This is a genomic window from Synechococcus sp. CB0101 (assembly GCF_000179235.2).
In the GTDB taxonomy this organism is placed as follows: domain Bacteria; phylum Cyanobacteriota; class Cyanobacteriia; order PCC-6307; family Cyanobiaceae; genus Vulcanococcus.
In genome coordinates, this window is the sequence record NZ_CP039373.1 from 2,140,774 (window position 1) to 2,167,546 (window position 26,773).

33 protein-coding genes and 1 tRNA gene are annotated in these 26,773 nt (G+C 65.0%); 18 read left to right on the plus strand and 16 right to left on the minus strand.

Annotation, left to right across the window (positions count from 1 at the left end; genetic code table 11):
• Positions 1 to 317 precede the first annotated feature (317 nt).
• The 4 genes from CB0101_RS11480 (at position 318) to CB0101_RS11490 (ending at position 2,388) form a co-directional block, all read left to right on the plus strand.
• Entirely contained in the window at positions 318 to 599 is a 282-nt protein-coding gene (locus CB0101_RS11480) for a hypothetical protein (RefSeq protein WP_010311286.1), read from the plus strand.
• Between the two features lie 17 nt (positions 600 to 616).
• Positions 617 to 1,267, plus strand: a complete 651-nt coding sequence (locus CB0101_RS11485) for a hypothetical protein (protein WP_029553116.1) — start codon at positions 617 to 619, stop codon at positions 1,265 to 1,267.
• Positions 1,264 to 1,431 carry a hypothetical protein gene (locus CB0101_RS15450; RefSeq protein ID WP_010311280.1) on the plus strand — a complete coding sequence of 56 codons (168 nt, stop codon included), beginning with the start codon at positions 1,264 to 1,266 and terminating at the stop codon, positions 1,429 to 1,431. The genes CB0101_RS11485 and CB0101_RS15450 overlap by 4 nt, the downstream gene beginning before the upstream one ends.
• Before the next feature lie 408 nt (positions 1,432 to 1,839).
• On the plus strand, positions 1,840 to 2,388 hold the full coding sequence (locus tag CB0101_RS11490) for a hypothetical protein (protein ID WP_010311279.1): 549 nt from the start codon (positions 1,840 to 1,842) through the stop codon (positions 2,386 to 2,388).
• 352 nt (positions 2,389 to 2,740) lie between these two features.
• On the opposite strand, the gene CB0101_RS11500 is transcribed toward CB0101_RS11490, so the two are convergent.
• The 6 genes from CB0101_RS11500 to CB0101_RS11525 form a co-directional block, all read right to left on the minus strand.
• Positions 2,741 to 3,781, minus strand: a complete 1,041-nt coding sequence (locus tag CB0101_RS11500) for an FAD-dependent monooxygenase (RefSeq protein WP_010311276.1) — start codon at positions 3,779 to 3,781, stop codon at positions 2,741 to 2,743.
• 42 nt (positions 3,782 to 3,823) lie between these two features.
• Positions 3,824 to 5,167, minus strand: a complete 1,344-nt coding sequence (locus tag CB0101_RS11505) for an IS110 family transposase (protein ID WP_071778158.1) — start codon at positions 5,165 to 5,167, stop codon at positions 3,824 to 3,826.
• 203 nt (positions 5,168 to 5,370) lie between these two features.
• Positions 5,371 to 5,889 carry an NAD(P)/FAD-dependent oxidoreductase gene (locus CB0101_RS11510; RefSeq protein WP_010311272.1) on the minus strand — a complete coding sequence of 173 codons (519 nt, stop codon included), beginning with the start codon at positions 5,887 to 5,889 and terminating at the stop codon, positions 5,371 to 5,373.
• A gap of 126 nt (positions 5,890 to 6,015) precedes the next feature.
• A complete protein-coding gene (locus CB0101_RS11515) occupies positions 6,016 to 6,267 on the minus strand; it encodes a hypothetical protein (protein WP_010311270.1) in 252 nt (83 codons plus the stop codon).
• A gap of 191 nt (positions 6,268 to 6,458) precedes the next feature.
• Positions 6,459 to 6,677, minus strand: coding sequence for a hypothetical protein (locus tag CB0101_RS11520; RefSeq protein WP_136644111.1), 219 nt, complete (start codon positions 6,675 to 6,677; stop codon positions 6,459 to 6,461).
• Positions 6,678 to 6,828: 151 nt separating this feature from the next.
• A complete protein-coding gene (locus CB0101_RS11525) occupies positions 6,829 to 7,374 on the minus strand; it encodes an acireductone dioxygenase (protein WP_010311267.1) in 546 nt (181 codons plus the stop codon).
• Between the two features lie 106 nt (positions 7,375 to 7,480).
• Between CB0101_RS11525 and CB0101_RS11530 the strand changes: the two genes are divergently transcribed.
• Both CB0101_RS11530 and CB0101_RS11535 read left to right on the plus strand, forming a co-directional pair.
• Positions 7,481 to 8,206, plus strand: coding sequence for a precorrin-2 C(20)-methyltransferase (locus tag CB0101_RS11530; RefSeq protein ID WP_010311265.1), 726 nt, complete (start codon positions 7,481 to 7,483; stop codon positions 8,204 to 8,206).
• A 13-nt stretch (positions 8,207 to 8,219) separates the two neighbouring features.
• The gene (locus CB0101_RS11535; RefSeq protein ID WP_029553113.1) at positions 8,220 to 8,972 is read left to right on the plus strand and encodes a DUF4079 domain-containing protein; all 753 of its coding nucleotides are present in this window, start codon (positions 8,220 to 8,222) and stop codon (positions 8,970 to 8,972) included.
• On the opposite strand, the gene CB0101_RS11540 is transcribed toward CB0101_RS11535, so the two are convergent.
• Together CB0101_RS11540 and dusB are read right to left on the minus strand one after the other, a co-directional pair.
• Positions 8,854 to 10,935: a glycosyltransferase gene (locus CB0101_RS11540; protein ID WP_010311263.1), complete on the minus strand. Its 2,082-nt coding sequence runs from the start codon at positions 10,933 to 10,935 to the stop codon at positions 8,854 to 8,856. The genes CB0101_RS11535 and CB0101_RS11540 overlap by 119 nt on opposite strands.
• Entirely contained in the window at positions 10,932 to 11,927 is a 996-nt protein-coding gene (gene dusB, locus CB0101_RS11545) for a tRNA dihydrouridine synthase DusB (protein ID WP_010311261.1), read from the minus strand. The genes CB0101_RS11540 and dusB overlap by 4 nt, the downstream gene beginning before the upstream one ends.
• Before the next feature lie 28 nt (positions 11,928 to 11,955).
• On the opposite strand from dusB, the gene CB0101_RS11550 reads away from it, so the two are divergent.
• Positions 11,956 to 12,435 carry a DUF1823 family protein gene (locus CB0101_RS11550; RefSeq protein WP_010311259.1) on the plus strand — a complete coding sequence of 160 codons (480 nt, stop codon included), beginning with the start codon at positions 11,956 to 11,958 and terminating at the stop codon, positions 12,433 to 12,435.
• Positions 12,436 to 12,441: 6 nt separating this feature from the next.
• Here CB0101_RS11550 and CB0101_RS11555 read toward each other — a convergent pair whose 3' ends face one another.
• On the minus strand, positions 12,442 to 12,825 hold the full coding sequence (locus tag CB0101_RS11555) for a L,D-transpeptidase (RefSeq protein WP_010311256.1): 384 nt from the start codon (positions 12,823 to 12,825) through the stop codon (positions 12,442 to 12,444).
• A gap of 140 nt (positions 12,826 to 12,965) precedes the next feature.
• Here CB0101_RS11555 and der point away from each other — a divergent pair, with 140 nt between their 5' ends.
• The 6 genes from der to proC are packed head-to-tail and all read left to right on the plus strand — an operon-like array spanning position 12,966 to position 17,675.
• The gene (gene der, locus CB0101_RS11560) at positions 12,966 to 14,330 is read left to right on the plus strand and encodes a ribosome biogenesis GTPase Der (RefSeq protein WP_010311254.1); all 1,365 of its coding nucleotides are present in this window, start codon (positions 12,966 to 12,968) and stop codon (positions 14,328 to 14,330) included.
• A 36-nt stretch (positions 14,331 to 14,366) separates the two neighbouring features.
• The gene (locus tag CB0101_RS11565) at positions 14,367 to 15,275 is read left to right on the plus strand and encodes a CbiQ family ECF transporter T component (RefSeq protein ID WP_010311252.1); all 909 of its coding nucleotides are present in this window, start codon (positions 14,367 to 14,369) and stop codon (positions 15,273 to 15,275) included.
• 36 nt (positions 15,276 to 15,311) lie between these two features.
• The gene (locus CB0101_RS11570) at positions 15,312 to 15,578 is read left to right on the plus strand and encodes a PipX family protein (protein WP_010311251.1); all 267 of its coding nucleotides are present in this window, start codon (positions 15,312 to 15,314) and stop codon (positions 15,576 to 15,578) included.
• Between the two features lie 6 nt (positions 15,579 to 15,584).
• A complete protein-coding gene (locus CB0101_RS11575) occupies positions 15,585 to 16,259 on the plus strand; it encodes a YggS family pyridoxal phosphate-dependent enzyme (RefSeq protein ID WP_010311249.1) in 675 nt (224 codons plus the stop codon).
• A 28-nt stretch (positions 16,260 to 16,287) separates the two neighbouring features.
• A complete protein-coding gene (locus tag CB0101_RS11580) occupies positions 16,288 to 16,842 on the plus strand; it encodes a cell division protein SepF (protein WP_010311247.1) in 555 nt (184 codons plus the stop codon).
• A 17-nt stretch (positions 16,843 to 16,859) separates the two neighbouring features.
• Entirely contained in the window at positions 16,860 to 17,675 is an 816-nt protein-coding gene (gene proC, locus CB0101_RS11585; RefSeq protein WP_010311245.1) for a pyrroline-5-carboxylate reductase, read from the plus strand.
• An 11-nt stretch (positions 17,676 to 17,686) separates the two neighbouring features.
• Here proC and plsY read toward each other — a convergent pair whose 3' ends face one another.
• The 5 genes from plsY to CB0101_RS11610 are packed head-to-tail and all read right to left on the minus strand — an operon-like array spanning position 17,687 to position 21,844.
• Entirely contained in the window at positions 17,687 to 18,331 is a 645-nt protein-coding gene (gene plsY / locus CB0101_RS11590) for a glycerol-3-phosphate 1-O-acyltransferase PlsY (protein ID WP_010311242.1), read from the minus strand.
• Positions 18,328 to 19,248 (minus strand): DUF3086 domain-containing protein, encoded by a 921-nt coding sequence (locus CB0101_RS11595; RefSeq protein ID WP_010311239.1) that lies wholly within the window; start codon positions 19,246 to 19,248, stop codon positions 18,328 to 18,330. Before CB0101_RS11595 ends, plsY begins: the two co-directional genes overlap by 4 nt.
• Positions 19,245 to 19,640, minus strand: a complete 396-nt coding sequence (locus tag CB0101_RS11600; protein ID WP_010311238.1) for a DUF3119 family protein — start codon at positions 19,638 to 19,640, stop codon at positions 19,245 to 19,247. Before CB0101_RS11600 ends, CB0101_RS11595 begins: the two co-directional genes overlap by 4 nt.
• Positions 19,637 to 20,422: an ABC transporter permease gene (locus CB0101_RS11605; protein ID WP_010311236.1), complete on the minus strand. Its 786-nt coding sequence runs from the start codon at positions 20,420 to 20,422 to the stop codon at positions 19,637 to 19,639. Before CB0101_RS11605 ends, CB0101_RS11600 begins: the two co-directional genes overlap by 4 nt.
• 9 nt (positions 20,423 to 20,431) lie before the next feature.
• Positions 20,432 to 21,844, minus strand: a complete 1,413-nt coding sequence (locus CB0101_RS11610; RefSeq protein ID WP_010311234.1) for an MFS transporter — start codon at positions 21,842 to 21,844, stop codon at positions 20,432 to 20,434.
• Between the two features lie 96 nt (positions 21,845 to 21,940).
• Here CB0101_RS11610 and CB0101_RS11615 point away from each other — a divergent pair.
• Positions 21,941 to 22,011: transfer RNA gene (locus CB0101_RS11615), tRNA-Gly, on the plus strand.
• Here CB0101_RS11615 and CB0101_RS11620 read toward each other — a convergent pair.
• On the minus strand, positions 22,011 to 24,089 hold the full coding sequence (locus CB0101_RS11620) for a glycogen-debranching protein (RefSeq protein ID WP_029553111.1): 2,079 nt from the start codon (positions 24,087 to 24,089) through the stop codon (positions 22,011 to 22,013). The two genes, CB0101_RS11615 and CB0101_RS11620, sit on opposite strands and share 1 nt — an antisense overlap.
• Positions 24,090 to 24,145: 56 nt before the next feature.
• On the opposite strand from CB0101_RS11620, the gene CB0101_RS11625 reads away from it, so the two are divergent.
• The 4 genes from CB0101_RS11625 (at position 24,146) to CB0101_RS11640 (ending at position 26,647) form a co-directional block, all read left to right on the plus strand.
• Positions 24,146 to 24,835 (plus strand): MBL fold metallo-hydrolase, encoded by a 690-nt coding sequence (locus tag CB0101_RS11625; RefSeq protein WP_010311231.1) that lies wholly within the window; start codon positions 24,146 to 24,148, stop codon positions 24,833 to 24,835.
• A 183-nt stretch (positions 24,836 to 25,018) separates the two neighbouring features.
• Positions 25,019 to 25,294, plus strand: a complete 276-nt coding sequence (locus CB0101_RS11630; RefSeq protein WP_010311229.1) for an HU family DNA-binding protein — start codon at positions 25,019 to 25,021, stop codon at positions 25,292 to 25,294.
• A 58-nt stretch (positions 25,295 to 25,352) separates the two neighbouring features.
• A complete protein-coding gene (gene gluQRS, locus CB0101_RS11635) occupies positions 25,353 to 26,324 on the plus strand; it encodes a tRNA glutamyl-Q(34) synthetase GluQRS (protein ID WP_010311226.1) in 972 nt (323 codons plus the stop codon).
• 71 nt (positions 26,325 to 26,395) lie between these two features.
• Positions 26,396 to 26,647 (plus strand): hypothetical protein, encoded by a 252-nt coding sequence (locus tag CB0101_RS11640; RefSeq protein WP_136644112.1) that lies wholly within the window; start codon positions 26,396 to 26,398, stop codon positions 26,645 to 26,647.
• On the opposite strand, the gene CB0101_RS15770 is transcribed toward CB0101_RS11640, so the two are convergent.
• On the minus strand, positions 26,619 to 26,744 hold the full coding sequence (locus tag CB0101_RS15770; RefSeq protein ID WP_256360120.1) for a hypothetical protein: 126 nt from the start codon (positions 26,742 to 26,744) through the stop codon (positions 26,619 to 26,621). The genes CB0101_RS11640 and CB0101_RS15770 overlap by 29 nt on opposite strands.
• Positions 26,745 to 26,773: the final 29 nt, after the last annotated feature.

Sequence of the window (26,773 nt, forward strand, 5' to 3'; positions counted from 1 at the left end):
CGCACTTCCGTGAGTAATGGTCTGCTGGCTGTGCAGGAGGGGAGTGAGCAGACTCGCCGATTCCGTGGTGGCTACAGCAGCGAGGCCTGCTGGAATTTCCTGACGACAGTCGAGGAGGGGCGATGGGATCACCCAGTGGGCGAGTGGCGGAACCCAGAGAATCTGGATGCACCGCCGCTGACCGACTGGGAGAGGCGGGTCGGATGCGGAGCAATATCGGCCTAATAAGGGTGATCAAGTCTCGATATTGACTAAACTAGTTCATAGCAATCAGGCCTCTTCAGTGAGGTCGAACAAGAAAGACGGGAGAGAGTAACGTGGCACTCAGCGCAGCGACAATCGAACGAGTCAAGAACACGAAGTTTGGCCGTCTGGCGTCCCTCTCGCGACTAGAGGAACAAGTCGGATGGCCCAGCGACGTCCCCTATAGGCTCTATCAGCTGAACTCAGGCCTCTTTGACGCCCTCGACTGGGAGAACAATGGCGTGGAGACGAAGGAGGACTTCAGGGAACTGTTCAGCGAGAAGGTCAAGCCACTGAAGTTCTATCTTTCAGAACTTCTGGAGTACTTTACGACCTTAGAAGCAACACTTAGCTAAGGTATAGAGTGCCAGCTGTGACTGGAAACGCTTACAAGCACTTCAAAGAAGCGACCCTCAGAGGGGGTGTTGAGAAGCAGGCTTTTGGCCTGCTGTTTGAGTGGCGCAGTGCGGAAGGCTTTCGCCCACGAGAGAAGTGGCGCCAGGTCTGGCCGAACACCCACACCTGGGCAGTCAGGCTGGAGCTCGAAGAGAAGCACGGAGTTGGCTGGTCGTCACACGAGGACGGTCGGCTCCTACTCGACTTCTGGAGACGAGTCACACAGGCTTGGCTTGAGAAGGGCTGGGTGAGGCTGGAGACGGTCTCACAGGGAAGGCCGAGGAGTGAGGGCCCAGCGGCTCCCACACTCGAGAAGGCTCGGAGACGGTCGGCGAGCCTCCCGAGCTGGGCGGACAAACCCGAGTGGGTCAGTCGCCTGCTGTGGGAGGACCGCCAGCAGAGCACCGAGTGGCTGGTGGTTGCTGATGAAAAGCTGTTTGACGAGGTCACGAAGTTGCTCCCACCGGACGAGTTGGAAGGCACCACCCGTGAGGAACTCGCACAGGCGCTGGACTGTTCGTCGAAGCTGGCGAAGGCGCTGGTGAGGCACCTGGTTGAGACGGGTGAGTGGAAAGTCACCCACAACGGAAAGACCGGACGACGAGAGCTGAGGAGGGCCGTGAAGTGAAGGTCGAAGGACGGAAGGTGGTGAAGCTGGGTCTGGACGAGCGAGATCTCCAGCGGCTGGTCCACGTGAAGGAGCAGGAGGGGACGACGACCCTGGCTGCGGCGCTGGTCAGACTGCTGGACCTGTACGAGGACACCAGTGGTGGACACTTTTTCCTGAGTTAGTTCCTAGTGGCCCACACTTTTAGGGAGTTCCTTACTTCTCCACGCTTTACTTGCTTTGCGTGTAAAAACTGGTTTCTCAAAAAAGCCGGAAAGAAAAGGAACTAAGTCAGAAAAAAGTGTCCACCCGTGGTCTCCTGGGCGGCGACGTGGCTCCGTCGTCCACCCTCAGCAGGCGACTGTCCATCACGACTCCCCTTGGGCTCACGGGCTCCAGCTTTAGCCGTCGGCCAAGTCGGGCGTGCCTGGGATCAAGGCGGAGGCGCTGGGACGTCAGTGTCCCAAGGCGTTCTTGATACCAATGGGTGACACCTGACTGACGGACGACTGATGGTTAGTAGCCGTGTCTCATTGCCGCCCTATGACCCCGTGAGTAGCGGGCTCCCCCCATTGCCCACTCAAGAGCTTGGGGTGAAGGCGGCCTGTGCTCGGTATGCCATCTCCAAGCAGACCCTCTATGTCCGCATGGGTGCGGTCGGTGTGACTGGATCCAAGAGAGCTAACCGCACCTTCTTCGCTACGCAGGACGTCTTCACGTTGGACGCCGCCCACTGGCATATCTCTCAGGGGTTCGGGCTCAAGGACCTTGAGGCGGCAGTGGTTGGCCGACTGACGGACGACGGACAGACGATTGACGTCGGACATACGACTGACACTGTTCACCTGACCATTGCCCCGGCGCAGGAGAGGGTGGTGCGATCCTTGGCGGAGGCGGTGACCGAGGCGGTGAAGGTTGTGGCACCTCCGCCCAGGGAGGATCCGCTGGCGCCCTATCGCCTTCTCAAGGAGGCGGCGACTGAGGGCTACATCCTTACGACCTCCACTCTCGCCAAGGTGCTGGGGGTGAGCAACTCGACCTTGCACGGTTGGAACAGCAGGGAGGAGCGGTTGGGGTTTGTTTTGAAGCGGTCAGGGATCGGGAAGTGGGTCGTCAGTGGTTCGTCAGGCGAGACCTCGTGACGGCAATCCCCGCGGCAGGGATCCAGTTGTCCAACCGAACAGACAGTGGTGAGCCGAACCACTTCTGTCTTTACTTGGGCAGGTGAGCGAACTACTTCGTTTTGGTTCAGCGGGTTCACCGCTGCCACATCTGCGCCACACGGTTCTAAAGTCTGTTCCCGTGCAACGGAGTTGCACCACTTCGGCCTCTATTGGTGTTTGTGCGAAGAGCGCTTTGGCCGTGAGGCCACGGTGGCGCGGCTCCAGGAATTGGCGGCGGTGGAAACCCTTGCCTTGACAGGGGACCTGGCTGATCCTCAAGACGTGCGCATGCATTCGGTTGGGGTCCAAACACGCTGATCAGTTCACTGCCTCAGCGCCACTGATCCCACAGGGCCACAAGGCGCTCCTGCTCTGCGCTGGGGGTGCAACTGCAGAGATAAGCGTCCGGCCTGATCAGATAGGTCTGGCCAGCGACATAACCCAGCTGGGGCTCTGCACTAGCCGTGGCCAGCCAATTGCCGGCAAGGTCAGTCTCAATCGGCGGCAGGGGCGCGCCAATGGACAACAACACGAAGCGACCTGAGCGCAGAAGTGCGTGCAAACGGGTCTGGCCATTGGGGCCCTGGCAAGGCAGATCCGGCGTGCGCTCGCCGGGCCTCAGTCCGCCTCCTGATCGGCCGAGCACGGGAGCGAGGGCGCTGCCGCGGTAGTGCAGATCGGTCTCGCAGAGCTGCTCCACCAGGCGGCGTTGGAAACGACGACTGCGGCCCAAATTCGTGAACGCCAGATTCCGCAGACGACGCAGCAGGGGCTGCCGCACCAGAGCAACCCGCGTCAAAACTCCGGCATTGCGCAGCACCCGATCGCCAATCCCGCTGCGTTCCGGGGAATAGGTCTCCAGCAGCTGCGGCCCCGCCTTGCCCTGCAGCACCAGGGCCAACTTCCAAGCCAGGTTGAACGCGTCTTGCATCCCGGTGTTCATCCCCTGGCCCCCAGCTGGGCTGTGGATGTGGGCCGCATCCCCTGCCAAAAAGACCCGCCCGACGTTGTAGCGATCAACCTTGCGCTCATTGATTCGAAAATGACTGAGCCAGATCGGATCGTGCGCACGGAAGCCCGATCCCAAGCGCTGCACCACCAGCCTTTGGACCTGCTCCAGGCTGGGGTCGGCCGCCTCCGTCCCCGAGACATCGCCAATGATGCGAAAACGGTCTCCGACGATCGGAAACAGGGCCAGGATCCCCTCGGGATTCCAGACCACGGCGATCTGGTCGGAGGCTGCAGGGCCATCAAGCTTGACGTCCGCCAGAACCCAATTCGATTCCAGGGTTTCGCCGCTGTAGGCCAGACCCAGCTGATGGCGCACAACGCTGTGGGCACCATCACAGCCCAGCAAGTAACCGCACTCCATCGTTCCTAAGAAACACCCACGGCCATCAGGGATCTCCGCCTATCAGCCGGTAGCAACCAGTTGGTAACCCAGTGCTTTTGCACGTCTTTCCAGACCATGGATTTGACGTTCGCGAGATGCCTGCTGGTAAGCCAAATCTCCGTGTTCTTGAAATTCCATGCCATATCTAATGGTCTTGTAGTAAAGAATGGCCAGCTTTCGTGCCGTGGCAATCAAAGCCTTGCTTTTGCCCACTCGCGCAGACAACCGTCGCTGAAATGCACCCAGCGCCGTGCTTGTCCTACTGAGTGGAACTGCTGCCATCCAAAAGGCACTTCCGGCCCTTGTTGTTCCCTGTCTTGTGCGTGAGGACAGCACACGCCCTCCGGATATCTTGTTTTGCGGGCTCAACCCAAGCCAGGAGACGAAATGCTTGGCGCTTGGCCAGCGTGTCATGTCGAGACCACACTCACTGATCAAGGTAATCACCGTCGCGGGGCCAAGGCCAGGAAGAGCCAATAGGTCGTGGCCTGCGAGTGATTTAATCAGTTCTTGAGGATTAAACGAGAAGCCATTTCCCTTGATTCGACTGTCGCTAGCTTGTCTCTCGGGTTCAACGTAGTCATCTCCAGCCAGCTCTTGGAGCACTGACTGCCCAGCCAGTTCGCACTCCTGGATCTTTGCCGAGTAAACATCGAACATCTCGACAGCGACTTTGAGTTCAAATAGGTGCTCTTCTTGATAGTTTCCATCAAGGGCAGCAGCAATAGTCTCCACAGACTCTTTGCAGCGTCGGTCACGCAGTGCAGCAAGCTTTTTGGGATCTCGTTCACCAGAGAGAATGGCATCAATGATCCTGCGAGCCGTCAGACCAGTGATGTCTTTTACCACGTGATGCAATTGCAGATTCATCTGCATCAGGGCTTTTTGGATGTGTTGCTGATGCGAGGAGCGATAGCGCACTAGGACGTCTCTCTGCCGAAAATAGGCCCTGAGCTTTGCAATACAGGGATCAGGCTGAAAGCTTGCTCGAACAAGGCCATAGCTGTGGAGCTGTTGGAGCCATTGCGCATCATTGATATCAGTCTTTCTGCCTGGTATATTTTTGGCGTGACGAGCATTGACCAAAAAGACTTCAATGCCGTTAGCCACAAGTATTTCGTATAAAGGGACCCAATAGATTCCGGTCGACTCCATCGCTACGGTCGTGATGTTGACAGCGAGTAACCACTCGACCATTCGCTTCAGGTCGCTGGTAAAGCTCAGAAACTTACGCAGTGGCTCGTCATCGAGCTCTGTGGGTATGGCAACAACATGGAATCGACTCCCAATATCAATTCCAGCAGATCTTGGGTTGACTACTTTGAGGCGCGCACGTCGGCGACGTGATCGAGAGGCATCTGGCATTGGCTTGCGACTTCTGATGAAGAAGGGAGGCCTGGCAGGTTCCACGCAAAAAAGTGAACAATTTCCTAATCGGGATCAACACCAGTAGAAGGATCCAGCAGTGTTGTCGCCAGGGCAGGGAGCGCTGTGGGAACCCAAACCACGTTTCCTTTCGGGGTCGAACCTCCAAAGATGTCATCGGTCATGGCCCGGCCTCCCCAAATTCAGTGTGGCCATGGGCTTTGGATTTGGCCGTGGGTGTTTCGGACGCGAGGGCGTGCAGAGCTGTACTGGTACGTTTCCTTGCTGCCATCCGCCCGGCTGAGTTCAGCCGTCACGCCGTCGTCTGATGCGGTGAAGCGGCTGAGTTCCACCTGGCGTTCCACCGTCACGCCCCGCTCCGCCAGCAACTGGGTCAGAACCGCCTCCGTGCGGTTCTGGGGAATCATCAAGGCGTAGGGGAATGCGCTCTGCACCTTGGAAAAGGAGACCGCCGCCAGCAGGTTTTGACCGGCCTGGATCCGGGCTCCGTGGCCCTGAATCCCAGCCTTCAAGAAGGGCTCGACGCAGCCCTGAAGATCGAACAACTCCAGGGTCCGCGGCCAGATCACCAGGGCCTTGGAGAGCTCAGTGGGCTTCTCCATCCGTTCCACCACCCGAACGGCGATGTCCTGCTGACGCAGGGCCAGCGCCAGGGTGAGGCCCACCGGCCCTGCTCCCACCACCAAGACCGGTTGTGACATCACGGCTGCTTCAGATCTTCGCCAAGGCTGATCAAGAAACCGTTTTGCTCATTGCAACTTCCGTTTCATTTTGGGAATGCTGGAGCCGTCTGATAATCCGTCTGGCTGCCAATCAGTGCAGCATTTTTAGAGCTGGATCGGCAGCTTGGAAGGATCCAAGAGATCGTTGATGTCAGGGCTGGGCGAGGGTTGCGGGATCTGCGGATTTCCAAAGAAGACGGGTGCGATCCATGTGACGTTGCTCTTGGGCTTGTTGTTGCGCCCGCCACGGTTGGCGCCTCGCCGCTTCCCGCCAGTGATTCCGCTGAGTTGGTCGTCTGAGAGTTGGAAGGGGATTTGGATGGATGGGGTGTTCAGTTCGCTGGTGTTGATCGTCATGCTGTTAGCCCTGTGGGGTGGTGGGTGTGAGATCGGAGGTGTGTTCCTCTCGATGGCGTCACCATCGCAGGGCTGAGTTCGGGGAACCAGATGAATGGCCGGTGAGGTTTCGGGGAATGTCTGGTGGAAAAGCTCAAAACAAAAGCCCGCTGCTGGGGCGGGCTTTGCAGGCTTGGAATGGGTTGCAGATCTCAGCTGAATACAGTCTGGCTTCCTGCGCCTCTCTTTTGTTTTAAAGACTCCTCGACTTCTTTGCGGTACTCCTCTGAATGGGGATCAATCCCGTGTTCTTTGAAATACTCGTTGAGGAGCTCTCCCAATTCGCCGGCGCCTCCGGTTGCGGCCTCGAGCTCTTCGTTGGTGAGGTTGAGAGTTTGTGGGTTGTGATCAGGGTTTTCTTTCTTGGTCATGGTTTCCGTTTTCGGATGGCTAAGGTGAATCGGAGCGTGGTTTCTCTCGATGGATTCACCATTGCATGGTCAAACGTTTTGTGCCAGATGAGGAGGTGGGGAAGTTCCAGGGTGTTTCAGGTGAACGGGAGCAGATGGGCGGCGGCCGGCGTTAGGTGAGCAGGGGATAGCGCTCGGCGATCGCATCACCGGTGAACTGCGCCACCCAGCCTTCGGGGTTGTCGAAAAAGCGGATGGCGCAGAACTGCGGGGCGCTGCCCATGTCGAACCAGTGTTTGGTGCCGGCGGGAACGCTGATCCAGTCGTCGGCTGTGCAGAGCACCTGCAGCACCTCGTTGCCGATGTGCAGGCAAAACAGGCCCTGGCCTTCCACGAAGAAGCGCACTTCGTCTTCAGCGTGGGTGTGTTCGGCCAGAAACTTCTGGCGCAGCGCTTCGCGATCGGGATGATCCGGCAACATCCGGATCGCATCCACGGTGGGGTAAGTGCCTCGCGACTGCACCCGCGCGATCTCAGCGGCGTAGGCGGCCAGCACGGCATCGGCATTGGCGCCTGCCGGCAATGGCTGGTGGGCCGGCCAGCGTTCAAAGCCGATGCCCCGTTCCGCTAGCTCGGCAGCGATGAGGGCTGGGTCGTTGCTGGCAAAGCTGGGGAGCGGGTGGCTGCCGCTGGCCGGAAAGATCTGCAGATGACTCATCGGGTCATGCCGCCTGTGGTTGCAGCCTAGAAAGGCGGCTGTCCGTCTCCCCTGTTGTTTGGATCACCTTCCAGCTTCTGAACTAGCGGCGGCGGGTCTCACGCTGGTGGGGGTAGGCCCTGGTGACCCTGAGCTGCTCACCGTGGCAGCGGTGAGGGCGATCGAAGCGGCTGGCGTGGTGGCCTATCCGGTGACGCGCCTCGATGCTGACGGCATGGCTGCGCGCATCGCCGGCCCCTGGATTGGGCCCGATCAGAGGCGGTTGCCGTTGCTCTTCCCGATGGTGGCGGAAGCGGAGCCACGCCGGGAGGCCTGGCATGCGGCGGCCGCGGCGTTGGCCGCTGAGGTGCGGGCTGGCCAACGGGTGGTGTTGCTATGCGAGGGCGATAGCTCCCTCTACGCCAGCTGTTCATACGTGCTCTTGGCCCTGGCAGAGCAGCACCCGGAGCTGCCCATTCGGGTGATCCCCGGCATTACGGCCGCGGCCGCCGCCGCCGCTGCAGCCTCCAGCTTGGGCATGCCCTGGCCGTTGGCCTTACAGCAGGAACCGCTCTGGATCCGTCCCACCCCTGAAACTTCGGCGGAGTTTGAGCTGCTGCTCGAGCAGGCCTCTGCCGCTGGAGCCGTGTTGGCGTTGCTGAAACTGGGGCACCGCTGGAGTTGGGTGCAGCCGCTGCTCGCGGAACGAGGCCTGCTGGAGCAGAGCCTGTTTGCCCAGCGGGTGGGCTGGCCCGATCAGCTGGTGGCCAGGGCGGCGGCGGTCAGCGCAGCTGAGCAGCCCTATTTTTCGCTCTTGTTGATCCGCCAGGGCTGGCCGGCGGTGTTGCCCTGAAGGAGGCGCCGCGATGACTCCGATCGATTGGTTCTCCCTGCTCCACCCGGTGCTGGTGATCCTGTTTGTGTATCCGGTGGTGGGGGCCACGATCCGGCTCGGCATCCTGGTGCGGGAAAAGCGCCTGGGCATCACCAAGCAGCCGGCGCCGGTGCCGCGCGAGCACGCTGATCACGGCCGCTGGCTCACCGCCGGGGTCGTGGTGGCGGTCTTGATCGCGCTCGTCTATTCCTTCATCAGCAAGGCCGTGGAGCCGGGGGCTGTGTTCGCCGGTGGTGCGGCGCGCCTTGCCCTGCTGATGCTGGTGGCCGCTGGCACCCTCGTGGCGTTGCTGGCCTTGCTCAAGGTGAAGCAACCGGCGCTGCGGGCCAGCTTCACCCTGCTCACCTGGGCGGGGTTGTTGGGATTGGGCAGTCAGGCGGAGATCTGGCGGCTCTCCGATAACCCCCTCAGCGGTGCCTTCTGGAGTTCCCACTACTGGAGCGGCGTGCTGCTCACGGGGCTGCTGCTGTTCAACATGGCGGCCCGCCCCGAGATCACGCGCCACCTGCGTTGGCGCCGCCTGCATATCGCCAGCAACCTCTTGATCATGGTGCTGCTGGCGGTGCAGGCGATCACCGGCAGCCGCGACTTGCTCGAGATCCCGCTCAGCTGGCAGAAGCCGGCGATTTACCGCTGCGACTTTCAGAACCGCGTTTGCCCCGAGCCGGCGGATGCTCCAGCTGCTGCGGCACCAGGCTCAAGCGGGGCACCGGAGTTGGCCTGATCAGCCGGGCCAGCAACGCTCCCAGAGCGCGCCATTCCGGTGGTGCCTGCCGCTCGGGCCAGCCCTGGGGGCGGCTGTAGAGCCACTGGATGAAGCGCTCGCGCGCCGGCTTGGCGGCCTCGCGGGTGCTCCACAGCAGCAGGCGGTTCCCCGTTGGCAGCGACTGGTGCGGTTCAAGCGGCAGCTCCATGCCGTTGAGGGCGTGGATCTGCAGGCACTCGAGGCTCCAGCCCTCGCCGAGATCGGTTGGGCTGCGCAGCCATGCGCCCCGTTCGCTCAGGGCTTCGATCGGGGCCAAACAGTGATGCAGCTGGCCCTGGGGATCCCGTGCATGAAGCGTGGCCGGCAGGGCGAGTGCCAGCCAGGGGGTGGGGTCGCCGGCGGCAGGGTCGTGGCAGGCCCGCAGGGCCACCAGCAAACCCAGCAGGGTGAGGCTGCCCCAGAGGAATCCCAGCCAGGCGCCGGCGCTGCTGCTGCCGTTTGAGGCCAGAGAACGCAGGATCCAGAACAGGTTGAGGCCATTGAGGCCCAGCAGCACCAGCAGCGGTAACGCCAGCACCGGCGCGATGCCTCCCTGGCCTTGTTCGCGGTGTTTGGGGGTGATCCGAAACGGCTGCACCCGGCCCCAGAGGCTGGCAAGCACCGTGGCGGCCAGGGGCACGGCCAGGGCCCAGCCCGGCAAATCCGCCAGCAGGGCATGGCGGCTGCCGCGGTTGAGCCAGCCGGTGCTGAGCAGCAGGGCGATCCACAGGGGCGCCAGGAGGCCGAGCACCGCTGTGGTGGTGAGCCGGATCGGCGAGATCCCCAGCAGCCCGATGCACAGGGGCATCAGCAGCAACAGCAGCCTCGGCACGGTGTTGAACCAGTGCAGCGCCCCTTCCAGATAGGCCAGGCGCTGGCCCCAGCGCAGCCCCCGCAGCCGCAGCGGGCCTTGCCGCAGCCGCAGGGCCTGCAGGGTGCCGGAGGCCCAGCGCTGCCGCTGGCGCACGAAATCCAGCATGGTTTCCGCGGCCAGGCCGGCGCTCAGCTTTTCGCCGAGGTAGCGAAGCTTCCAGCCCCGGGAGGCGAGCACCATGCCGGTGACTAGGTCTTCCGAGATGGCCTGCTCCACGAAGCCGCCCACGTCTTCCAGGGCGGCGCGGCGCACCAGGAAGCTGGTGCCGGCGCACACCACCGCATCCCAGCCGCTGCGCACCGGCTCGATCCAGCGGTAGAAGCTCTCCTCATCCGGCAGCAGCCAGGCCTCCATGGCCAGGTTGCGCATCACCGGATCGGCATTGAAGAAGTGCTGGGGGGTTTGCACCAGCGCCACCTGCGGATCGAGCAACAGGCCGATCGTGCGCTCGAGAAAGTGCTGTTGGGGCACGAAATCAGCGTCGAACACCGCCACCAGCTCGCCGCTGCCCAGCGGCAGCCCGGCGTTGAGGTTGCCGGCCTTGGCGTGGCTCCGCTGCGGCCGGTGCTGGTAGCCGGCGCCGTAGTGGGCGGCCAGTTCAGCCACCTCGGCGCGGCCGCCGTCATCAAGCACCCACAGCTGCTTGTGCGGATAGCTCAGCTGGCTGCAGGCCCGCAGGCAGCGCTCCAACACCGGCAGGGGTTCGCCGCAGGTGGGGATCAGCACGTCCACCGTGGGCCGCCAGCTGCTGGCCTGCCACTGGGCCTGGGCCGCATCTGCTTCAGGGCGGCCATCGCTGAAACGCCGCCAAGCGAGCAGCAACGGCAACAGCCCGCTGAGCAGCAGCCAGCCCTCGGCCAGCAGCAACAGCACGCTCAGGGCCGCGGCCAGCGCAGAGCTCAGGTTGAGACTGTCTGTGACGCGCCAGTGCAGATAGCTCAGGCTGAGCAGCCCGAGCAGCATCAGCAGGCTGCGCCGCATCCACAGCGGGCAACGGGCCTCAGGCCGGCGGCTCAGCCACAGGGGCCACAGCAGGGCCAGCCAGGGGAGCCACAGCTCCGCAGTCATCCCAGCTGGGTCGCGGCGTGATGGAGCAACGCTAGGGCGTCTGCGGGGGTGGGAGCGCGCATCAGGGCGTGGCGAAGCTGCGGCGCTCCGCTGAAGCCGGTGCAGGTCCAGCTCATGTGTTTGCGAGCGATCAGCAGGCCGTGGTCGCCGCGGGCAGCCACCAGCGCCTGCAGTTGCTCGCTGGCCAGCTGGATCCGCTCGAGGGCGCCGGGGCTGGGCGGTACGGGCCGGCCGCTGAGGGCGGCGTCGATCTGGCCCACCAGCCAGGGGGCGCCCATCGCGCCGCGGCCCACCATCACGCCATCGGCGCCGGTGTGGGCCAGGCAGCGCAGGGCGTCGTCGGCGGAGTTCACATCGCCGTTGGCGATCACGGGGATCTGCAGCGCCTGCTTCACGGCGGCGATCGCATCCCAATCGGCCTGGCCCTTGAAGCCCTGCTCGCGCGTGCGGCCGTGCAGGGTGAGCAGCTGGGCGCCAGCATCCTCGAGCTCGCGGCACCAGCCCACTGGATCGAGGCTGCTGCCGCACCAGCCCAGGCGTGTTTTCACCGTCACGGGAATGGCCACGGCTGCGGCCACGGCTTCCACGATCCGGGCCGCCAGGCTGGGGTCGCGGATCAGGCCGCTGCCGCCACCCTTTTTGGCGATCTTCTTCACCGGGCAGCCCATGTTGATGTCGATCAGGAAGGCGCCGGCGGCCTCGGCGCGGCGGGCCGCATCGGCCATGGCGGCCGGGCGGTGATCAAACAGCTGCACGCCGATCGGGCCGGGCTCGCTGGCCAGCTCCTCCACCTTGATCAGGCCATGGCCCAGCTCGAGGCTGGTGGCATTCACCATTTCGGTGAACAGCAGCGCATCCGGTGCCCAGCGCCGCACCAGGCCCCGGAAGATGCGATCGCTCACCCCCGCCAGGGGCGACTGCAGCACGCGGCAGCGCAGCTGGCGGGCGGTGCCGCGGCCAGCGAGCTGGAGAGGAGGTAGGGCGGTGATCATGGTGATCCGATTGTCGGACTCCAGGCCGATGCCCCCCGCCGAAGCCGCCACCGCTCCTGTGCCCTTCCCCCTAAGCCGGGCGCTGCTGGAAGCGGTGCTGGCCGATCGCACCAGCGACCGCTTCGTGTGTGAACTGATCTGGCCGCGCCTGGGTTATGAGCCAAACGGCTCCGGCCGCTGGAGCGCGGGCCCGGCTACGGAAGCCGGCTGGCGGGAGTCGTTTCCGATCGAACCACAATTCATTGCCGAACGGCCGCCCTCGGTGGCGCTCACGCGCTCCATCCCGAAAGAGCACAAGCAGTTACTCAAGGAGCAGCTTGGCTTCGGCGGGTATCGCATCGGCCAGCTCTACCCGCGCCGCACGCGCCGGGCCACCGCCGTGAATTGGCTGCTGGCGCACCTGGCCCAGCGGGGTGAGCCGTTGCCGGAGAGCGGTCCGCTGCCGGAGCTGCGGGAGCAGCCCGCCGATCCGGTGGCGGGCCACCCGGGCGATTTGCCCATCAGTTGAAGCCGTTCAGGCCTGGATCGTGACCGGGGTGCCGATGGGGGTGTTCTCGAACAGCCAGCGGGCGTGGGGGCTGGGGATCCGGATGCAGCCACTGCTGCGGGCGACACCAAAGCGCTGCCCGGCCGCTTCCTGCCAGGGAGCGCCATGCAGGCAGATCAGTTCGTTTTCGGTAATGCACATCGTGTAAGGCACGTTGGGCACCACATAGGTGCGGCCGCGCATGGTGACGCTGCGGTGCTTCGTGTACACCTGGCCATTGCCCATCGGTGTGGGCGTGGTGGCTTTCCCGGTGCTCACCAGCACCGTGCGCACCAGCTCCTGCTGGGGGTTGTAGACGTAGAGCTTCTGGTCGGAGAGGTCGACCACGATTGCGGCGATCAGTTCCACCATCGAGGCAGGCCGCCGCAGGGGCGGGGCTCAGAACACCCTTCTGCTAGCGAGACTCGACGTGTCGCATCCTGCGACGGCAGAAAGTTTTTCGCTTCCGCCGGCCTGTAGGGTCAAGTCACGACAGTTGTTGTGATACCCGCTTGGCTCTGCCGGTCGTTGCCATCATTGGCCGCCCCAACGTGGGCAAATCCACCCTGGTGAATCGTCTCTGTAAGAGCCGTGAGGCGATCGTGCACGACGAGCCCGGCGTAACCCGGGACCGCACCTATCAAGACGGCTACTGGCGTGATCGCCACTTCAAGGTTGTCGACACCGGTGGCCTGGTGTTCGACGACGACAGCGAGTTCCTGCCCGAAATCCGCGAGCAGGCCAACTTGGCCCTCTCGGAGGCCTCCGTGGCGGTGGTGATCGCCGATGGCCAGCAGGGGCTCACCGCCGCTGATGAATCCATCGCCGAATGGTTGCGCGGCCACAACGTGCCAGTGCTGCTGGCGGTGAATAAGTGCGAATCGCCGGAGGCGGGCCTGTCGATGGCCGCCGAGTTCTGGAGCCTTGGCCTGGGTGAGCCCTATCCGATTTCGGCGATCCATGGCGCCGGTACCGGTGATTTGCTCGACAAGCTGGTGGATCACCTGCCTCCCACCGAGGAACTCACCGGTGAGGAGCCCATTCAGCTGGCGATCATTGGCCGCCCCAACGTGGGTAAATCCAGCTTGCTCAATGCGATCTGCGGCGAGAAGCGGGCGATCGTGAGCCCGATTCGTGGCACCACCCGCGACACGATTGACACCACGATCGAGCGCGAGGGCCATACCTGGAAAATCCTCGACACCGCCGGCATTCGCCGCAAGCGTTCGGTGAACTACGGCCCTGAATTTTTCGGGATCAATCGCAGCTTTAAGGCGATTGAGCGCTCCGATGTGTGCGTGCTCGTGATCGATGTGCTCGATGGCGTGACCGAGCAGGATCAGCGCCTCGCAGGCCGCATTGAAGAAGACGGCCGCGCCTGCGTGGTGGTGGTGAACAAATGGGATGCCATTGAAAAGGACTCCCACACCATGCCGGCGATGGAAAAGGAGCTGCGCGCCAAGCTCTATTTCCTCGATTGGGCGCCGATGTTGTTCACCTCGGCCTTGAGCGGCCAACGGGTGCAGAGCATCTTTGCGATTGCGGCCGTGGCGGTGGAGCAGCACCGCCGCCGGGTGAGCACCTCGGTGGTGAACGAAGTTCTCCAGGAGGCCGTGAGCTGGCGTTCTCCCCCCACCAGCCGCGGCGGCCGTCAGGGCCGCATTTACTACGGCACCCAGGTGGCCACGCGTCCGCCGAGCTTCACCCTGTTCGTGAACGACCCGAAGCTGTTCGGCGACACCTACCGTCGCTACGTGGAACGGCAGATCCGTGAAGGCTTGGGCTTTGAAGGTTCACCGCTCAAGCTGTTCTGGCGCGGCAAGCAGCAACGCGATGCCGAGCGCGATCTGGCCAAACAGCAGGCTCGCGGCCGCTGAGGCCATGGGGCCGAAGGCTCTGGCGGTGCGCGCCTGATGGATTGGTTACGGCAAATCCCCATCGGCCAATACGTCGATGGCACCGGCAGCTGGCTGCGTGATCTTGATCCGCGGCTGAAGCTCGCCTGGACCGTGGCCTTCCTGCTCACGCCGATCCTGGCGGGTCCTTGGTGGCGGCTGGCCCTGGTGGGTCTGTTGCTGCTGGTCACCGCCTGTAGCGGCCTGTCCTGGCGGATCTGGCGCCGCACCCTGCCGTTGCTGCTGGTGTTGTCGCTGCTGGTGGGACTGCTCGCCACGCTTCTGCCCGCTGGTGGTGCCGCTGCGGTGCCCCAGAACCGGCCGCCGCAGGAGATCCGGCTGGCCCCTGCTGATCAGGGGATGCGCTGGGAGTTGTTGCGGTGGGGGCCGGTGCAACTGGGGCCCGTTCCCCTTGGCCCCCTGGTGATCACACGCCGCTCCGCGGCCTTGGGGCTCAACAGCGCCACGTTGCTGTTCACCGTGATTCACAGCGCCAATCTGCTCTTGCTCACCACGCCGCCGGAAGCGTTGGTGTGGGGCTTGAGCTGGTGCATCGCACCCCTGGCGCGGCTGGGGGTGCCGGTGGAGCGCTTGGGGTTCACCTTGCTGCTGTCGCTGCGCTTTCTGCCGCTGGTCCAGGAGGAATTTCAGAACCTGCTGCGCTCGGTGGCCACCCGCTCGGTGAACCTGCGCCAACTGGGTCTGCAGGGGTCGCTCGCCCTGGTGCTTGCTCTGGGTGAGCGCCTGCTGGCGAATGTGTTGTTGCGGGCTGAGCAGGGCGCTGAAGCGCTGATGGCCAAGGGCGGGCGCTGGATTGCTCCGGCTCAGTTGTTGCGCGATCCCCTGCCCAAGCCAGCGCTGCAATGGTTTGCCGCGCTGGGGCTTGTTCTCTTGCTCGGTTTGCGGTGGAGGTACGGTGACGTCTGATTTGGTCACCGTCGGTACAGACCGATTGAGCGCTGCGTGAGCACAGAGCGTTATCTCAACCACCCCACCTTCGGGTTGCTCTACCGCGTGGCCGAGGTGGCTGAGGGGCGTGATCTCTACGCGACGCTCTATGCCCAGCGCATGTTTTTTGTGGTGACCCTGCAGGAGCGCGGCGCTCAATTTGAGGTGATTCCGTTGATGGATGCGCGGCACCTCGCGGAGCAAAACCTCGCCCGTGCCCGCCGGGAAGGGCCGCAAGCCCATGCGCGCTGGCGTCAACTGTTCGATCAAACCTTCATTTGATCGCCGGTGGTGCCTGAGTCCGCCGCCGAGCGATTGGCCGCGATCCGCGCCCAGCTGCCGGCCTCCACCCAGTTGCTGGCTGTGAGCAAGGGCCACCCGGCCGCCGCCATCCGCGAGTTGGCCGGCTTGGGGCAACGCAGCTTCGGCGAGAGCCGTCTTCAGGAAGCTGCCCCCAAGCAAGATGAGTTGGCGGACCTGCCGGGGCTCGATTGGCATTTCATCGGTCGATTGCAGGCCAACAAGGTGCGGCCAGTGCTGCAGCGCTTTGCCTGGTTGCATTCGGTGGATTCCCTGCCCCTGGCCGAGCGAGTGGCTCGGATCGCGCAGGAGGAGGGCGTCAGCCCGAAGGTGCTGCTGCAGGTGAAGCTGCGCCCGGATCCGGCCAAGGGTGGTTTCGAGCCCGAAGCGCTGCGCCAGGCCTGGCCTCAGCTGCAGGCATTGCCCGCGCTGCAGCTGGTGGGCTTGATGACGATGGCGCCCCTGGGGCTGGATGCAGCCGAGCGCCAGAGCCTGTTTCACGACTGCGCTGCCTTGGCCCGGGAGCTGGGGCTGGAGCAGCTGTCGATGGGCATGAGCGGCGATTGGCGTGAGGCCGCAGCGGCTGGTAGCAGCTGGGTTCGTATCGGCTCGGCCCTCTTCGGCCCGAAACCCTTGTCAGCGCCGGCGTGGGACGCTATCTAGGTTCCAGTGCCAAGACCGAGGTTTCACGGTGTCGTTGCTCTCCCGCCTGCGTGCAGTTGTCTCCGGTGACGACTACCTCGACGGCTACGACGACGAGCTCGATTACGACCACGGCGATGTGCCGGAAACCAGCAGCACCACCAGCCCCGGCGCTCTGGCTCTCACCAGCGATTTCGACAGCGTTGATCCCTTTGCCGGCAGCAATGTGATCGGCATGCCGGGCATCTCCTCCTCAGCGGCGGAAGTGACCCTGATGGAGCCCCGCAGCTTCGACGAGATGCCCCGCGCCATCCAGGCCCTGCGCGAGCGCAAGACCGTGATCCTCAACCTCACGATGATGGAGCCGGATCAGGCCCAGCGTGCCGTGGATTTCGTGGCCGGTGGCACCTTCGCCATCGACGGCCATCAAGAGCGTGTGGGCGAAAGCATCTTCCTGTTCGCTCCCAGCTGCGTCACCGTGACCACCGCTGCCAGCGAAGAGCCCTCTGCCTCCACCGTGGTGTCGCGTGAGGTGAGCCAGGAGCCTGAGGCGGCGCCCGCTCCCGCCTGGGGCCGCGAAACCTACGGCGCTAGCGTCGGCTGAGCGCCTCTCTCCGCCCCTTGAGCAGCTTTTCCCCCGCCAGCTTTGGGGTGATCGGCCTGGGCCGGATGGCCCAGGCCTTGCTGTTTCCCCTGCTGGAGAGCGGTCAGCTCAACGCGGCCGTGGTGCAGGCCGCCGTGGCGTCCCCGGCTTCTGCAGAGCGTTTGCGTGCCCAGCGCCCGGATCTCCAGGTGAGCACCGAGGCGGCGGCGGCCTGGGGCTCGGCTGCGGTGCTCCTGGCGGTGAAGCCGCAGCAACTCGATGCCGTAGCGGCCGCTGCTCCAGCCCCCAGTGGTGTTGAGCCGCCCTTGCTCATGTCTGTGTTGGCGGGTGTGACCCTGGCCCGCCTGCAGCGCCTCTTCCCTGGTTGGCGGATTGTGCGGGCCGTGCCCAATACCCCTTGTCTGGTGCGCGCTGGTCTCACCGGCTTGGCCTGGGGTGATGGGGTGTCGGCAGACCAGCAGGAGTGGGTGGAGCAGCTGTTTGCCCAGGTGGGCGAAGTGCTGCAGCTGCCGGAGAGCCAGCTGGATGCCTTCTTGGCCCTCACCTCCTCAGGGCCCGCCTTCGTGGCGCTGGTGGCTGAGGCCATGGCCGATGGTGCTGTCGCGGCTGGCTTGCCCCGGGTGCAAGCCCACCACCTCGCCCAGCGCACCCTGGCTGGCACAGCGGCCTTGCTGCAGGAGCAGCAGCTCCATCCCGCTCAGCTCAAAGACATGGTGAGCAGCCCCGGGGGCACCACCATTGCCGGCCTTCGCGCTCTCGAAAGCGCTGGCCTGCGCGCGGCGTTGATCGAGGCCGTGGTGGCCGCGGCGGAACGTAGCCGCCAGCTGGGCTGAGGCCGAGAGCCTCAGCTCTTTTGGCCAATGCGCGGTTCAGTGCCGGCCAGCAGGCGCTCGATGTTGCTGCGATGGCGCCAGAGCACGAGCACCATTGCCACCAGCGCCAGAGCCAGATAGGCGGGTCTGAGGCCGGTGCCAGAGCTGGCAAAGGAGCCGAGCATCAGCAGCGGCAGGCTCAGCGCGGCGATCACGCTGGAGAGCGACACGATCCTTGAGATCGTGATCACGGCCATGAACACGCCGAAGCAGGCCAGACCCACCGGCCAGGTGAGGCCCAGCAGCATGCCCAGGCCCGTGGCCACCGCCTTGCCGCCGCGCCAGCCCAGCCACACCGGCCAGATGTGCCCGGCTAGTGCGGCCAACCCGGCAGCCACCACCCACCAGTCGCTTTCAGCGGTGATGCCGAGCGGCTGCAGCAGGGCTTTGGCCAGCAGCACTGCAGCCGTGCCCTTCAGCACATCCACCAGAAACACCACCAGGGCCGGGGCCTTGCCGAACTGCCGGAGCACGTTGGTGGCGCCGGTGGAGCCGGAGCCCAGGCTGCGGATGTCCACGCCCTTGAGCCAGCGGCCGGCCAGGTAGCCGCTGGGGATCGACCCGAGCAGATAGCCCGCCAGCAGGCAGAACAGCGGGGTTTGCAGGAGTGCGGTCACAGCAGGTCGTCGTCGAGGGCGAGTTCGGTGGGGCTTCCGGCAAAGGCCAGCCAGATCGGGAATTGAAGGATCGGGATCTCCACAGCCGGTTCAGCGGCATCCACCACGATGAAGGGGAGCTCGCCCCGTTCTTCCAGGCGATCGGCCCGTTCGATCAGGGCATCCGGACGCTCGAACAGCACGATGCCGCTCTGGGGGCCGAAGTCTTCGCGGGCCAGGCCCAGGCAATCCTGCAGGCCGCGGCGCCACTCGCCCAGCCGTTCCGGGGTTCCGGCCAACACCAGGGTCTGGAAGCGCTCGCCGTAGAGATCGCCCAGGATCGAGATGGCTGCCGCGGTGATCAGGGCATTGCGGTTGCGGCTGCCGCTGCTGGGCTGGGCGCCGCGGCCGCCCTGGTTCAGGAACCAGTCTTCGAGCAGGCTCGCCCCGGAGGCCTCCAGGCTGCGGCGCAGCTTCCACGGGTCGGCATAGAAATCTGGCTGGCCCTGGAAGCCCTGAAGCCGCTCGCGGATCAGGGGCTCATCGGCACTGAACAGGCCCGCAGCGGCCGGTGCTGCGGCGGGCGCTGCATCGGTGCTGCTGGCGGCCTGGGCCGCCGCCTGATCCAGGGGGGAGGGCTGCACCACCAGGGGCTGCACCACCAGCTCCATCTGTTCGGCCGCCACGGCCAGCTCCTGCAGGGCTCCCACCAAGTAGTCCTGAAAGCCTTTCACCCGCCGGGCGATCGAATCCGATTGGCCGGCAAAGCTGCTGTTGATGTCTTGTTGGAGCTGATCGCGGCGTGCGCTCAGCGTGCTGATTTCGGCTTCCAGGGCATCGCGCTGCTGCTGCAGTTCGCGCAGGGCCAGCTGTTGCCAGTCCGCTTGCGGCGCCTCGCTGGCGGTGTCGGGCGCAGGTGTGGAGACGTCGTCGCTCATGGCTGGGCGCTCACGTGATGGTTGAGCTGCTCGCGCAGGGTGGTGGCATCAAACAGCACCGGCAAAAAGTGGATGCTGCGCTGTTCACGGAAATAAAACAGCACCGGCAGCGCAGGCCAGAACACGATCCAGTTGAGCCATTCGCTGTAGGGGAAGCGGCGCAGCACCGTGCTGCCGCGCCACACCAGCAGGGCATCGGCACTGAATTGCAACCGCAGAATCTGGCTCTGAATCAGCAGAAACAGCCCGAACAGGCTCACCACCAGCGCCAGCCAGAGGTTGATCAGCAGGCAGGGCAGCCCCAAGGCCACCACCGCCAGGGGCAGCCAGGGGCTTGGCGCCAGGATCACCCCCTGGCTGGGATCGGGCAGGGGCGCTTCAGAACCGGTCATTCGCCGAACAGCAACTGGGTGAGCACCACGTCCATCAGCGACACGGTGACCAGAATCATCACAACCGCACCGGTGGTGCTGGTGCCCACTTCCTTGGGGCCGCCGCGGGTGGTGAGGCCCCAGCCGCAGGAGATCACGGCGATCTGCAGGCCGAACACCACGGCCTTCAGCAACATCGCCGGCAGATCCGATGGCTCCATCCAGGTGCGCACCGAATTCCAGAACACCCCCGGCGGGATTTGATACAGCAAGGTGCTGCTCACCTGGCCCGACCACATCGCCACCGCGAAGAACGCCAGGCATTGCACGGGCGTCATGATCAACATCGCCAGCACCCGGGGTACCACCAGGTACTGCACGGGATCGGTGCGCAGCATGGTGATCGCATCGATCTGTTCGGTCACCTTCATCGTGCCGAGCTGCGCGGCGTAAGCCGTAGCCACCTTGCCCGTCACCAGGGTGGCGGTGAGGATCGGTGCGATTTCACGGGCCAGACCGAGGGCGAGGATGCCGCCCACGGTGCTGCCGGCTCCCTGCTTCACCAGTTCTGAAGCGGCCTGGATGTTGAACACCGTGCCGGCCGCTAAGCCCGTGATGATCACGATCAGGAAGCTTCCCGGGCCGGCCTCCATCAGTTCGGCCATCAGATCGTTGATGCCCACCTGGCCTTTGGCGAGGGCCGCCATGGCCTGCCCACCGATCAGACAGCTTTCGCCCAATCGCGTGAGACAGCGGGGGCGAAGCCAGGCGGGGAGACGGCGGCGGCGGAACATCTGGGGCATGGGTGGGGGTCAGCCAGCGCTGGGGTGGTGCTGCAGGTGCAGACCCTTCTCAGGCCAGCGGCGCATCACCACCAGGCCGAGGACCACCAGAACTGCAGGAATGATGCCCATGCACAGCCGGATCGCCACCAGGGCGCTGTCGGGCTGCAGCATGCCGCGGGACGCCACGTAGCCGCTGAGGCTCATCAGGTTGCCGAAGAAGAACAGGGCAAAGCTGATGCAGATCTTTTGGGTGAACACCATCCAGGCGCTGTATTGGCCGGCCGGTTTCTCCGGGTCGGCGTCGATGGCATCGGGCAGCAGGGCCCAGGGGATCAGGTAAGCGGTGGAGGCGCCGAGGCCCACTAGCAGGATGGCGCCCAGCAACAACGCCAGGCGGAGGGCGTTGGCAAGGGACCCAAGCGGACTGATCGCTTCATCCAGAGGCGCCAGCAGCATGGCGGCCATGCAGCCGCTCACCCAGAGACCACTGCCCCAGTAGAGGGCGCGAATGCGGCCTTGCCGGTTGGACACCGAGGTCCACAGCTGCAGGCCCACGAGGGTGCTGATCTGAAACGGCAGCAGGATCCAGTTGCTCCATCCCTCCGGCACGTGCATCACCACCGGCAAAAAGATCAGCGCCGCGGTTTGCATGATCTGCAGCGCACACCAGAGCAGCAGATAGAGCCCCAGCACCTTGATGAAGCGCCCATTGCTGCGCACCCGTTTGATCAGGCGCCGCGTGGTGCCGCGCTCGGCTAGGGGTTTCTGGCAGTGGCGGGCTGAGGGCGCCACGCCCCAGGCGCACAGCAGGGTGCATACAGTGATGATCAGGCCCGAAAACACACCCACCTTCCAGTAGCTGAGCGGGTTCTGGTGGTCGCGCAGTAGCAGGCCCCCCAGCACGATGCCCACCAGCCCCGCGGTGATCGAGCCGGTGAAGCGCGCCATGTTCAGCCGGGTGCGCAGCGACACATCAGTGGTGAGCTCTGCTGCCAGGGCGGCGTAGGGGAGGTTTACGCAGGTGTAGAGGCTGTTGGCCAACACCGAAACCGCCACGAACACCCAGAAGCGCACCCAGTCGCTGCCGGGGGGCAGCCACCACATCAGGGCCATGGCCACCCCCAGGGGCAAGGCGCTGCCCACAATCCAGGGGAGGCGCGGCCCCCAGCGGCTGGTGGTTTTGTCACTGAGCCAACCCACCACGGGGTCGTTCACCGCGTCCCAGAGGCGGGCGAGCATCAGCACAAGGCCGGCCATCCAGGCGGGCAATCCGGCAGCCGCCGTATAGAAGATGAAGAGGTAGAAGCCGATCAGGGAGGCGGCCATGCCGGTGCCGGCGTCCCCCAGGCCGTAGGCCACCAGCAAGCGCAGCCGCGAGGCCCCCCGCAGGCTGGCCGCATCAAAGGGAGCGGCGGGGGCGTTTGGGGTGGCGGCGGACAACAGGCCTGTTCCGAACGCAGGTCATAATGCTGCAACCGGCGCGAAACCCAACGCGCGCCAGGCCACAGGCGAGCGCTGTAGAGCGTTTGTACTGTTGCGGGCTTAGTTTAGTGGTAAAACCTCAGCCTTCCAAGCTGATGATGCGGGTTCGATTCCCGCAGCCCGCTTACAGCTGATGCCCTTCCATCAGGGGGGCTGCCACCAGCAGAACCAGGCTGCGGCTGCCCATTGGGATGCTGCTCCCGTCGATGGGTGGCGCATCGGTCGGTAGGTCGTCACCGCTGGGTTGGTGGGTGTCGATCACCCGGCGCCAGCCGCTGCTGCAGCTGGGGATCTCGAAACTCAGATCCTCGTGATAGGCATTCATGCCACACCAGATCAGGGGGCCGCGCTCGTGGTCGTTGAGGCTCCAGGCCAGGGTGTGCGACCAGGCGGCCCAATCCGGCTGGCCCAGCTTCACGCCATCCCACTGGCGCACCAGATGGCCGGCCTGATCAAAGCGCAGGGCCTTGCCCGCTTCCGGATGGGGGATCTCCGGGTTGAGCAGGTCCGCCAGGTGGTGCCGCAGGTGGATCAGCCGCCGCACAAACACCTGCAGGGCCTGATCCTCGGCATCCGGCTGCCAGTGCATCCAGCCCAGGATGTTGTTCTGACACCAGGCGTTGTTGTTGCCGCCCTGGCTGCGGCGCACCTCATCGCCCATCAGCAGCATCGGCACCCCGGGGCTGAGCAGCAGTGAGCTGAGCAGGTTGCGCAGCTGCCGGTTCCGCAGGCTGGTGACGGCTGGATCAGTGCTCGGGCCCTCGGCGCCGTGATTCCAATTGTTGTTGTGGTTATCGCCGTCGCGGTTGTCCTCGCCATTGGCGAGGTTGTGCTTTTGGCTGTAGCTCACCAGATCGGCCAGGGTGAAGCCGTCGTGGGCGGTGAGGAAGGTGATGCTGCGGCCGAGCAAGGCTGGCTGGCCGCCGAACAGATCAGGGCTGCCCGCCAAGCGTTGCCCCATGGGCCAGCAGCTCTTGTCATCTCCTTTCCAGAACCGCCGCACGTCATCGCGGAAGCGGCCGTTCCAGGCTCCGACCCGCCGGGCTGGGAAATCAGCCAGGCGGTAGAGGCCGCCGCAATCCCACGGTTCGCTCACCAGCTTCAGATCCGCCAGTTCGGGATCGGCTTCGATGTCTTCAAACAGAGGCGGATGATCGAGAGGGGCCAGCTCGTCGCCGCGGCTGAGGGCGATGCCCAGGTCGAAGCGGAAGCCATCCACCCCCAGCTCCAGCGCCCAGCAGCGCATGGATTCCAGGATCAGCCGCCGGGAGTGGGGGCGATTGGCGGCGATGGAGTTGCCGCAGCCGCTCACATCGAGGTAATCGCCTTTGGCGTTCTGGTGGTAGTAGTTGCGGTCATCGATGCCGCGCCAGCTGAGGGTGGGCCCCGCCTGGTTGCCTTCGCAGGTGTGGTTGTAGACCACATCCACCAGCACCTCCAGGCCGGCGTGGTGGCAGGCGCTCACCAGCTGACGCACCTGGTGGCGGATCTGCAGCGGATCGTCGCCCTGCTGGTAGGCGTGGTGCGGGGCCATCCAGCTCAAGGGGCTGTAGCCCCAGTAATTGAGCCGGCCGGCTGGCGCATCGTGGGGGTCGAAGGCCATCACCGGCAGCAGTTCCACCGTGGTGATGCCCAGCTCCTTGAGATAAGGAATCGCCTCGATCAGCCCCAGGTAGGTGCCTTGCGCGGCCGGGCTGACCGGGCTGCCTGCGCCGCGGCTGAAGCCCCCCACGTGAAGCTCGTAGATCACCGTGCGCTGCCAGCTGTGGCGCGGCCGCGGTGCAGCACGGAAATCAAAGCGGTCGCGCTCCGTCACCACCCCTTTCAGGCAGCTGGCGGTGTTCGGCATCGCCCCAACCGCATCAGCCCGGCGGTACACATCCCAGCCGGTGATCGCCCGGGCGCAGGGATCGAGCAGCAGCTTGGAGGGGTTGAAGCCGTGCCGGCCTGGCTGCAGCGGGCCGAACACCCGGTAGGCGTAGCAGCAGCCGATGCCGAGGCCTTCCACCTCCACATGCCAGATGTCGCCGGAGCGGTGGTGATGGTCGAGCTCCACCACTTGATCGGGTTCCGGCGCGTTGCCCGCCGGAAAAATCAACAGCTCGACGCGGGTGGCCATCGGGGCCACCAGGGAAAAATTCACGCCCGTGTCGGTGGCGCTTGACCCCAGGGGCCAGGGTTGTCCCAGTCGGATCGTGCGCACCGGAGCCAGGGGGCCGCTGCCACAAGCTAGGTGTTGTCTGCGGGTCCTGCCCCCTGATGTCACGGCTCCAAGCACAACCCACGCCCGCCGGTCGCCCGCCGCGGTTGGTTCAGGAGGGGCTCTGGTTGTTTGCGCCGAGCCGCGAGAGCCAGGGTGGCAGCGCCTGGTGGCTAGAGCATCCGGCTGGGGCCGGAGCTGGGGTCTTGGTTGATTGCCCCGCGTTTAACGACGCCAATCTGGCCTTCCTCCAGGAGAAGCCTTCCGGCTGCATCGTGCTGACGGGCCGGGATGGCCATGGCCGCTTGCGCCGGTTTCAGGAGGCCCTGGGCTGGCCGGTGCACGTGCAGGAGCAGGAGGCCTATCTGCTGCCGGGGGTGCAGCAGCTGATCACGTTTGCTGCCCACGCTGAGCTGGAGCCTGGCCTGCGGTTGTTGTGGACGCCCGGCCCCACGCCCGGTGCTGCGGTGCTCCTGGCTGAGCAAGCCTCGATCCTGTTCTGCGGCCGGCTGTTGAGCCCCCTGGCGCCTGGGCAGGCGGGGCCGCTGCGCACGCGCCGCAGTTTCCACTGGGGCCGCTGGTTGCGCAGCCTCGAGACCCTGCGCACCTGGCTGCCGCCGGAGCAGCCGCAGTGGCTGGCGAGTGGGGCTGGGCTGGGGGCATTGCGGGGTGAGGCGCTGGTGCCATCGGCGCGGTTGATGCTCCAGCAGCTCGACCTGACGGCCCTGGCCGATCAACACGCCGTTTAAGCCCCGATTGGAGCCGCTTCGGTGCTCGAAGGGTCACAAAAGTGGCAAAACCATGGCTGCAAAAGGGGTCCGATGGTTGCCGGCCCTTGCCAACCCCCATACCATTGGCGCGCTGAACCCAGTGGCGGTCGGTGTTCCCGAGCCGCCCGGCTGCTACTGACCCAGAGGCTTTCCCCCAGTCCGATGAACAAAGCTGATCTCGTCAACCTCGTTGCCGCCCGCACTGAGCTGACCAAAACCGACGTCGCCCAGGTGGTGGACGCTGCCATCGACACCATCATTGATTCCGTGGTGGAAGGCAAGAAGGTCTCGATCCTTGGTTTCGGTTCCTTCGAGCCCCGCGAGCGTTCTGCCCGTCAGGGTCTGAACCCCAAAACCGGCGACAAGATCAAAATCCCCGCCAAGCGCGTGCCTGCCTTCACCGCCGGCAAGCTGTTCAAGGACCGCGTGCAGGGCTGATCACAGCCTCGCAAGCAAGCGTGTTGGGCGGCCGAAAGTCCGCCTTTTTTGATGGGAGATGCTTGAGGGGCGTCTTGCTGCCCGCCCCAGCGCCGTGTTGCCCGACCACCTGCAGCGCCAACTCGCCTGCCGGCAGGGCTATCGAGGGCGTTATGCCCCTTCCCCCACCGGTCGGCTCCACCTCGGCAATCTCCGCACGGCCCTGCTCTCTTGGCTGATCACCCGTTTGCAGGGCGGAGAGTGGGTGCTGCGGATCGACGATCTCGACACCCCGCGTAACCGTGCCGGCGCCGAAGCCTCGATCCTCAGCGATCTCAGGGGGTTGGGCCTGGAGTGGGATGGCCCCTTGATCCGCCAGAGCGAGCGGCGTGGGCTGTACGCCAGCGTGCTGTCGGCCCTGCGACGCCAAGGGCGGCTTTACCCCTGCCGCTGTAGTCGCCGCATGTTGGCGGATGTGTCAGCACCTCACGGCAGCACACAGGTGTATCCCGGCTTTTGCCGAGATCGCGCCACAGGTTGGGGGCCGCAGCAGGGGCGGCTGCCCAGCTGGCGCCTGCGCCTCCAGCCGGGTGCCTTGCTCTGGCCTGAGCAGTTGGCCGGCAGCGGCAGCCTCCAGGCCGAAACGGAGGTGGGCGATGTGGTGTTGCGCCGCGCCGATGGCTTTCTGGCCTATCACCTGGCCACCGCGGTGGATGAGCTGGCTCTGGGCATCACCGATGTGGTGCGCGGCAGTGATCTCTGGAGTGCCACGGCGCCGCAGGTGGCCGTGATGCACGAACTGGCTGGTGAGCCGCCGCGCTACTGGCACCTGCCGCTGTGGCGGGATGAGCAGGGCCAGCGGCTCTCCAAACGCGATGGCGGCTTCGGGCTCGACAGCTTGGTGGCGCAAGGGCTGGATGCCCCTGGCGTGGTGGGGTTGATGGCGGCGAGTTTGCAGTTGGTGCCCGCTGGCACCCGGCTCAGCAGCCAAGAGCTCTTGCAACACTGCAGCCTTGAGGCGCTGCAGACCGCGCTTCAGCGGCAGGCCTGAAGGCTTAAGGAAGGCTTCGGGATCAATCCGCTCAAAAGTCCCCAGAGTGAACGGCATCAGCGCGATTCACGATGACCAGCTCTCAGCGAGAGGCCAAGAGGGTCGACAGCACATGCAGCTGCTGCGGCGGCAGCGGCGTGCTGCGCACCGAGGCTGCTGGCTACCGCACCTGCCTGGAGTGCCTGGGGCAGGGCCAGACCCCAGTGTTTGAAACCGTGTTCGGCTTGCCGGATCCGGCGGCGCCCCCGTCCAGCGAACTCTGTCAGCGTGTATCCCGTGGGGCGCGCGCCGAGATCAGCGCTTCGACTTCTGGCGCCAGATGAAGAAGGCGGTGGTGGCGACCACCAGCAGCAACGGGGCCGCAGTGAGCAGCAGCAGGGCAACGGCGGTCCAGTCGGTGTACATCGCGCTCAGGCTCACGGGAGGCGCCATCATCTCAGTGCACCCTG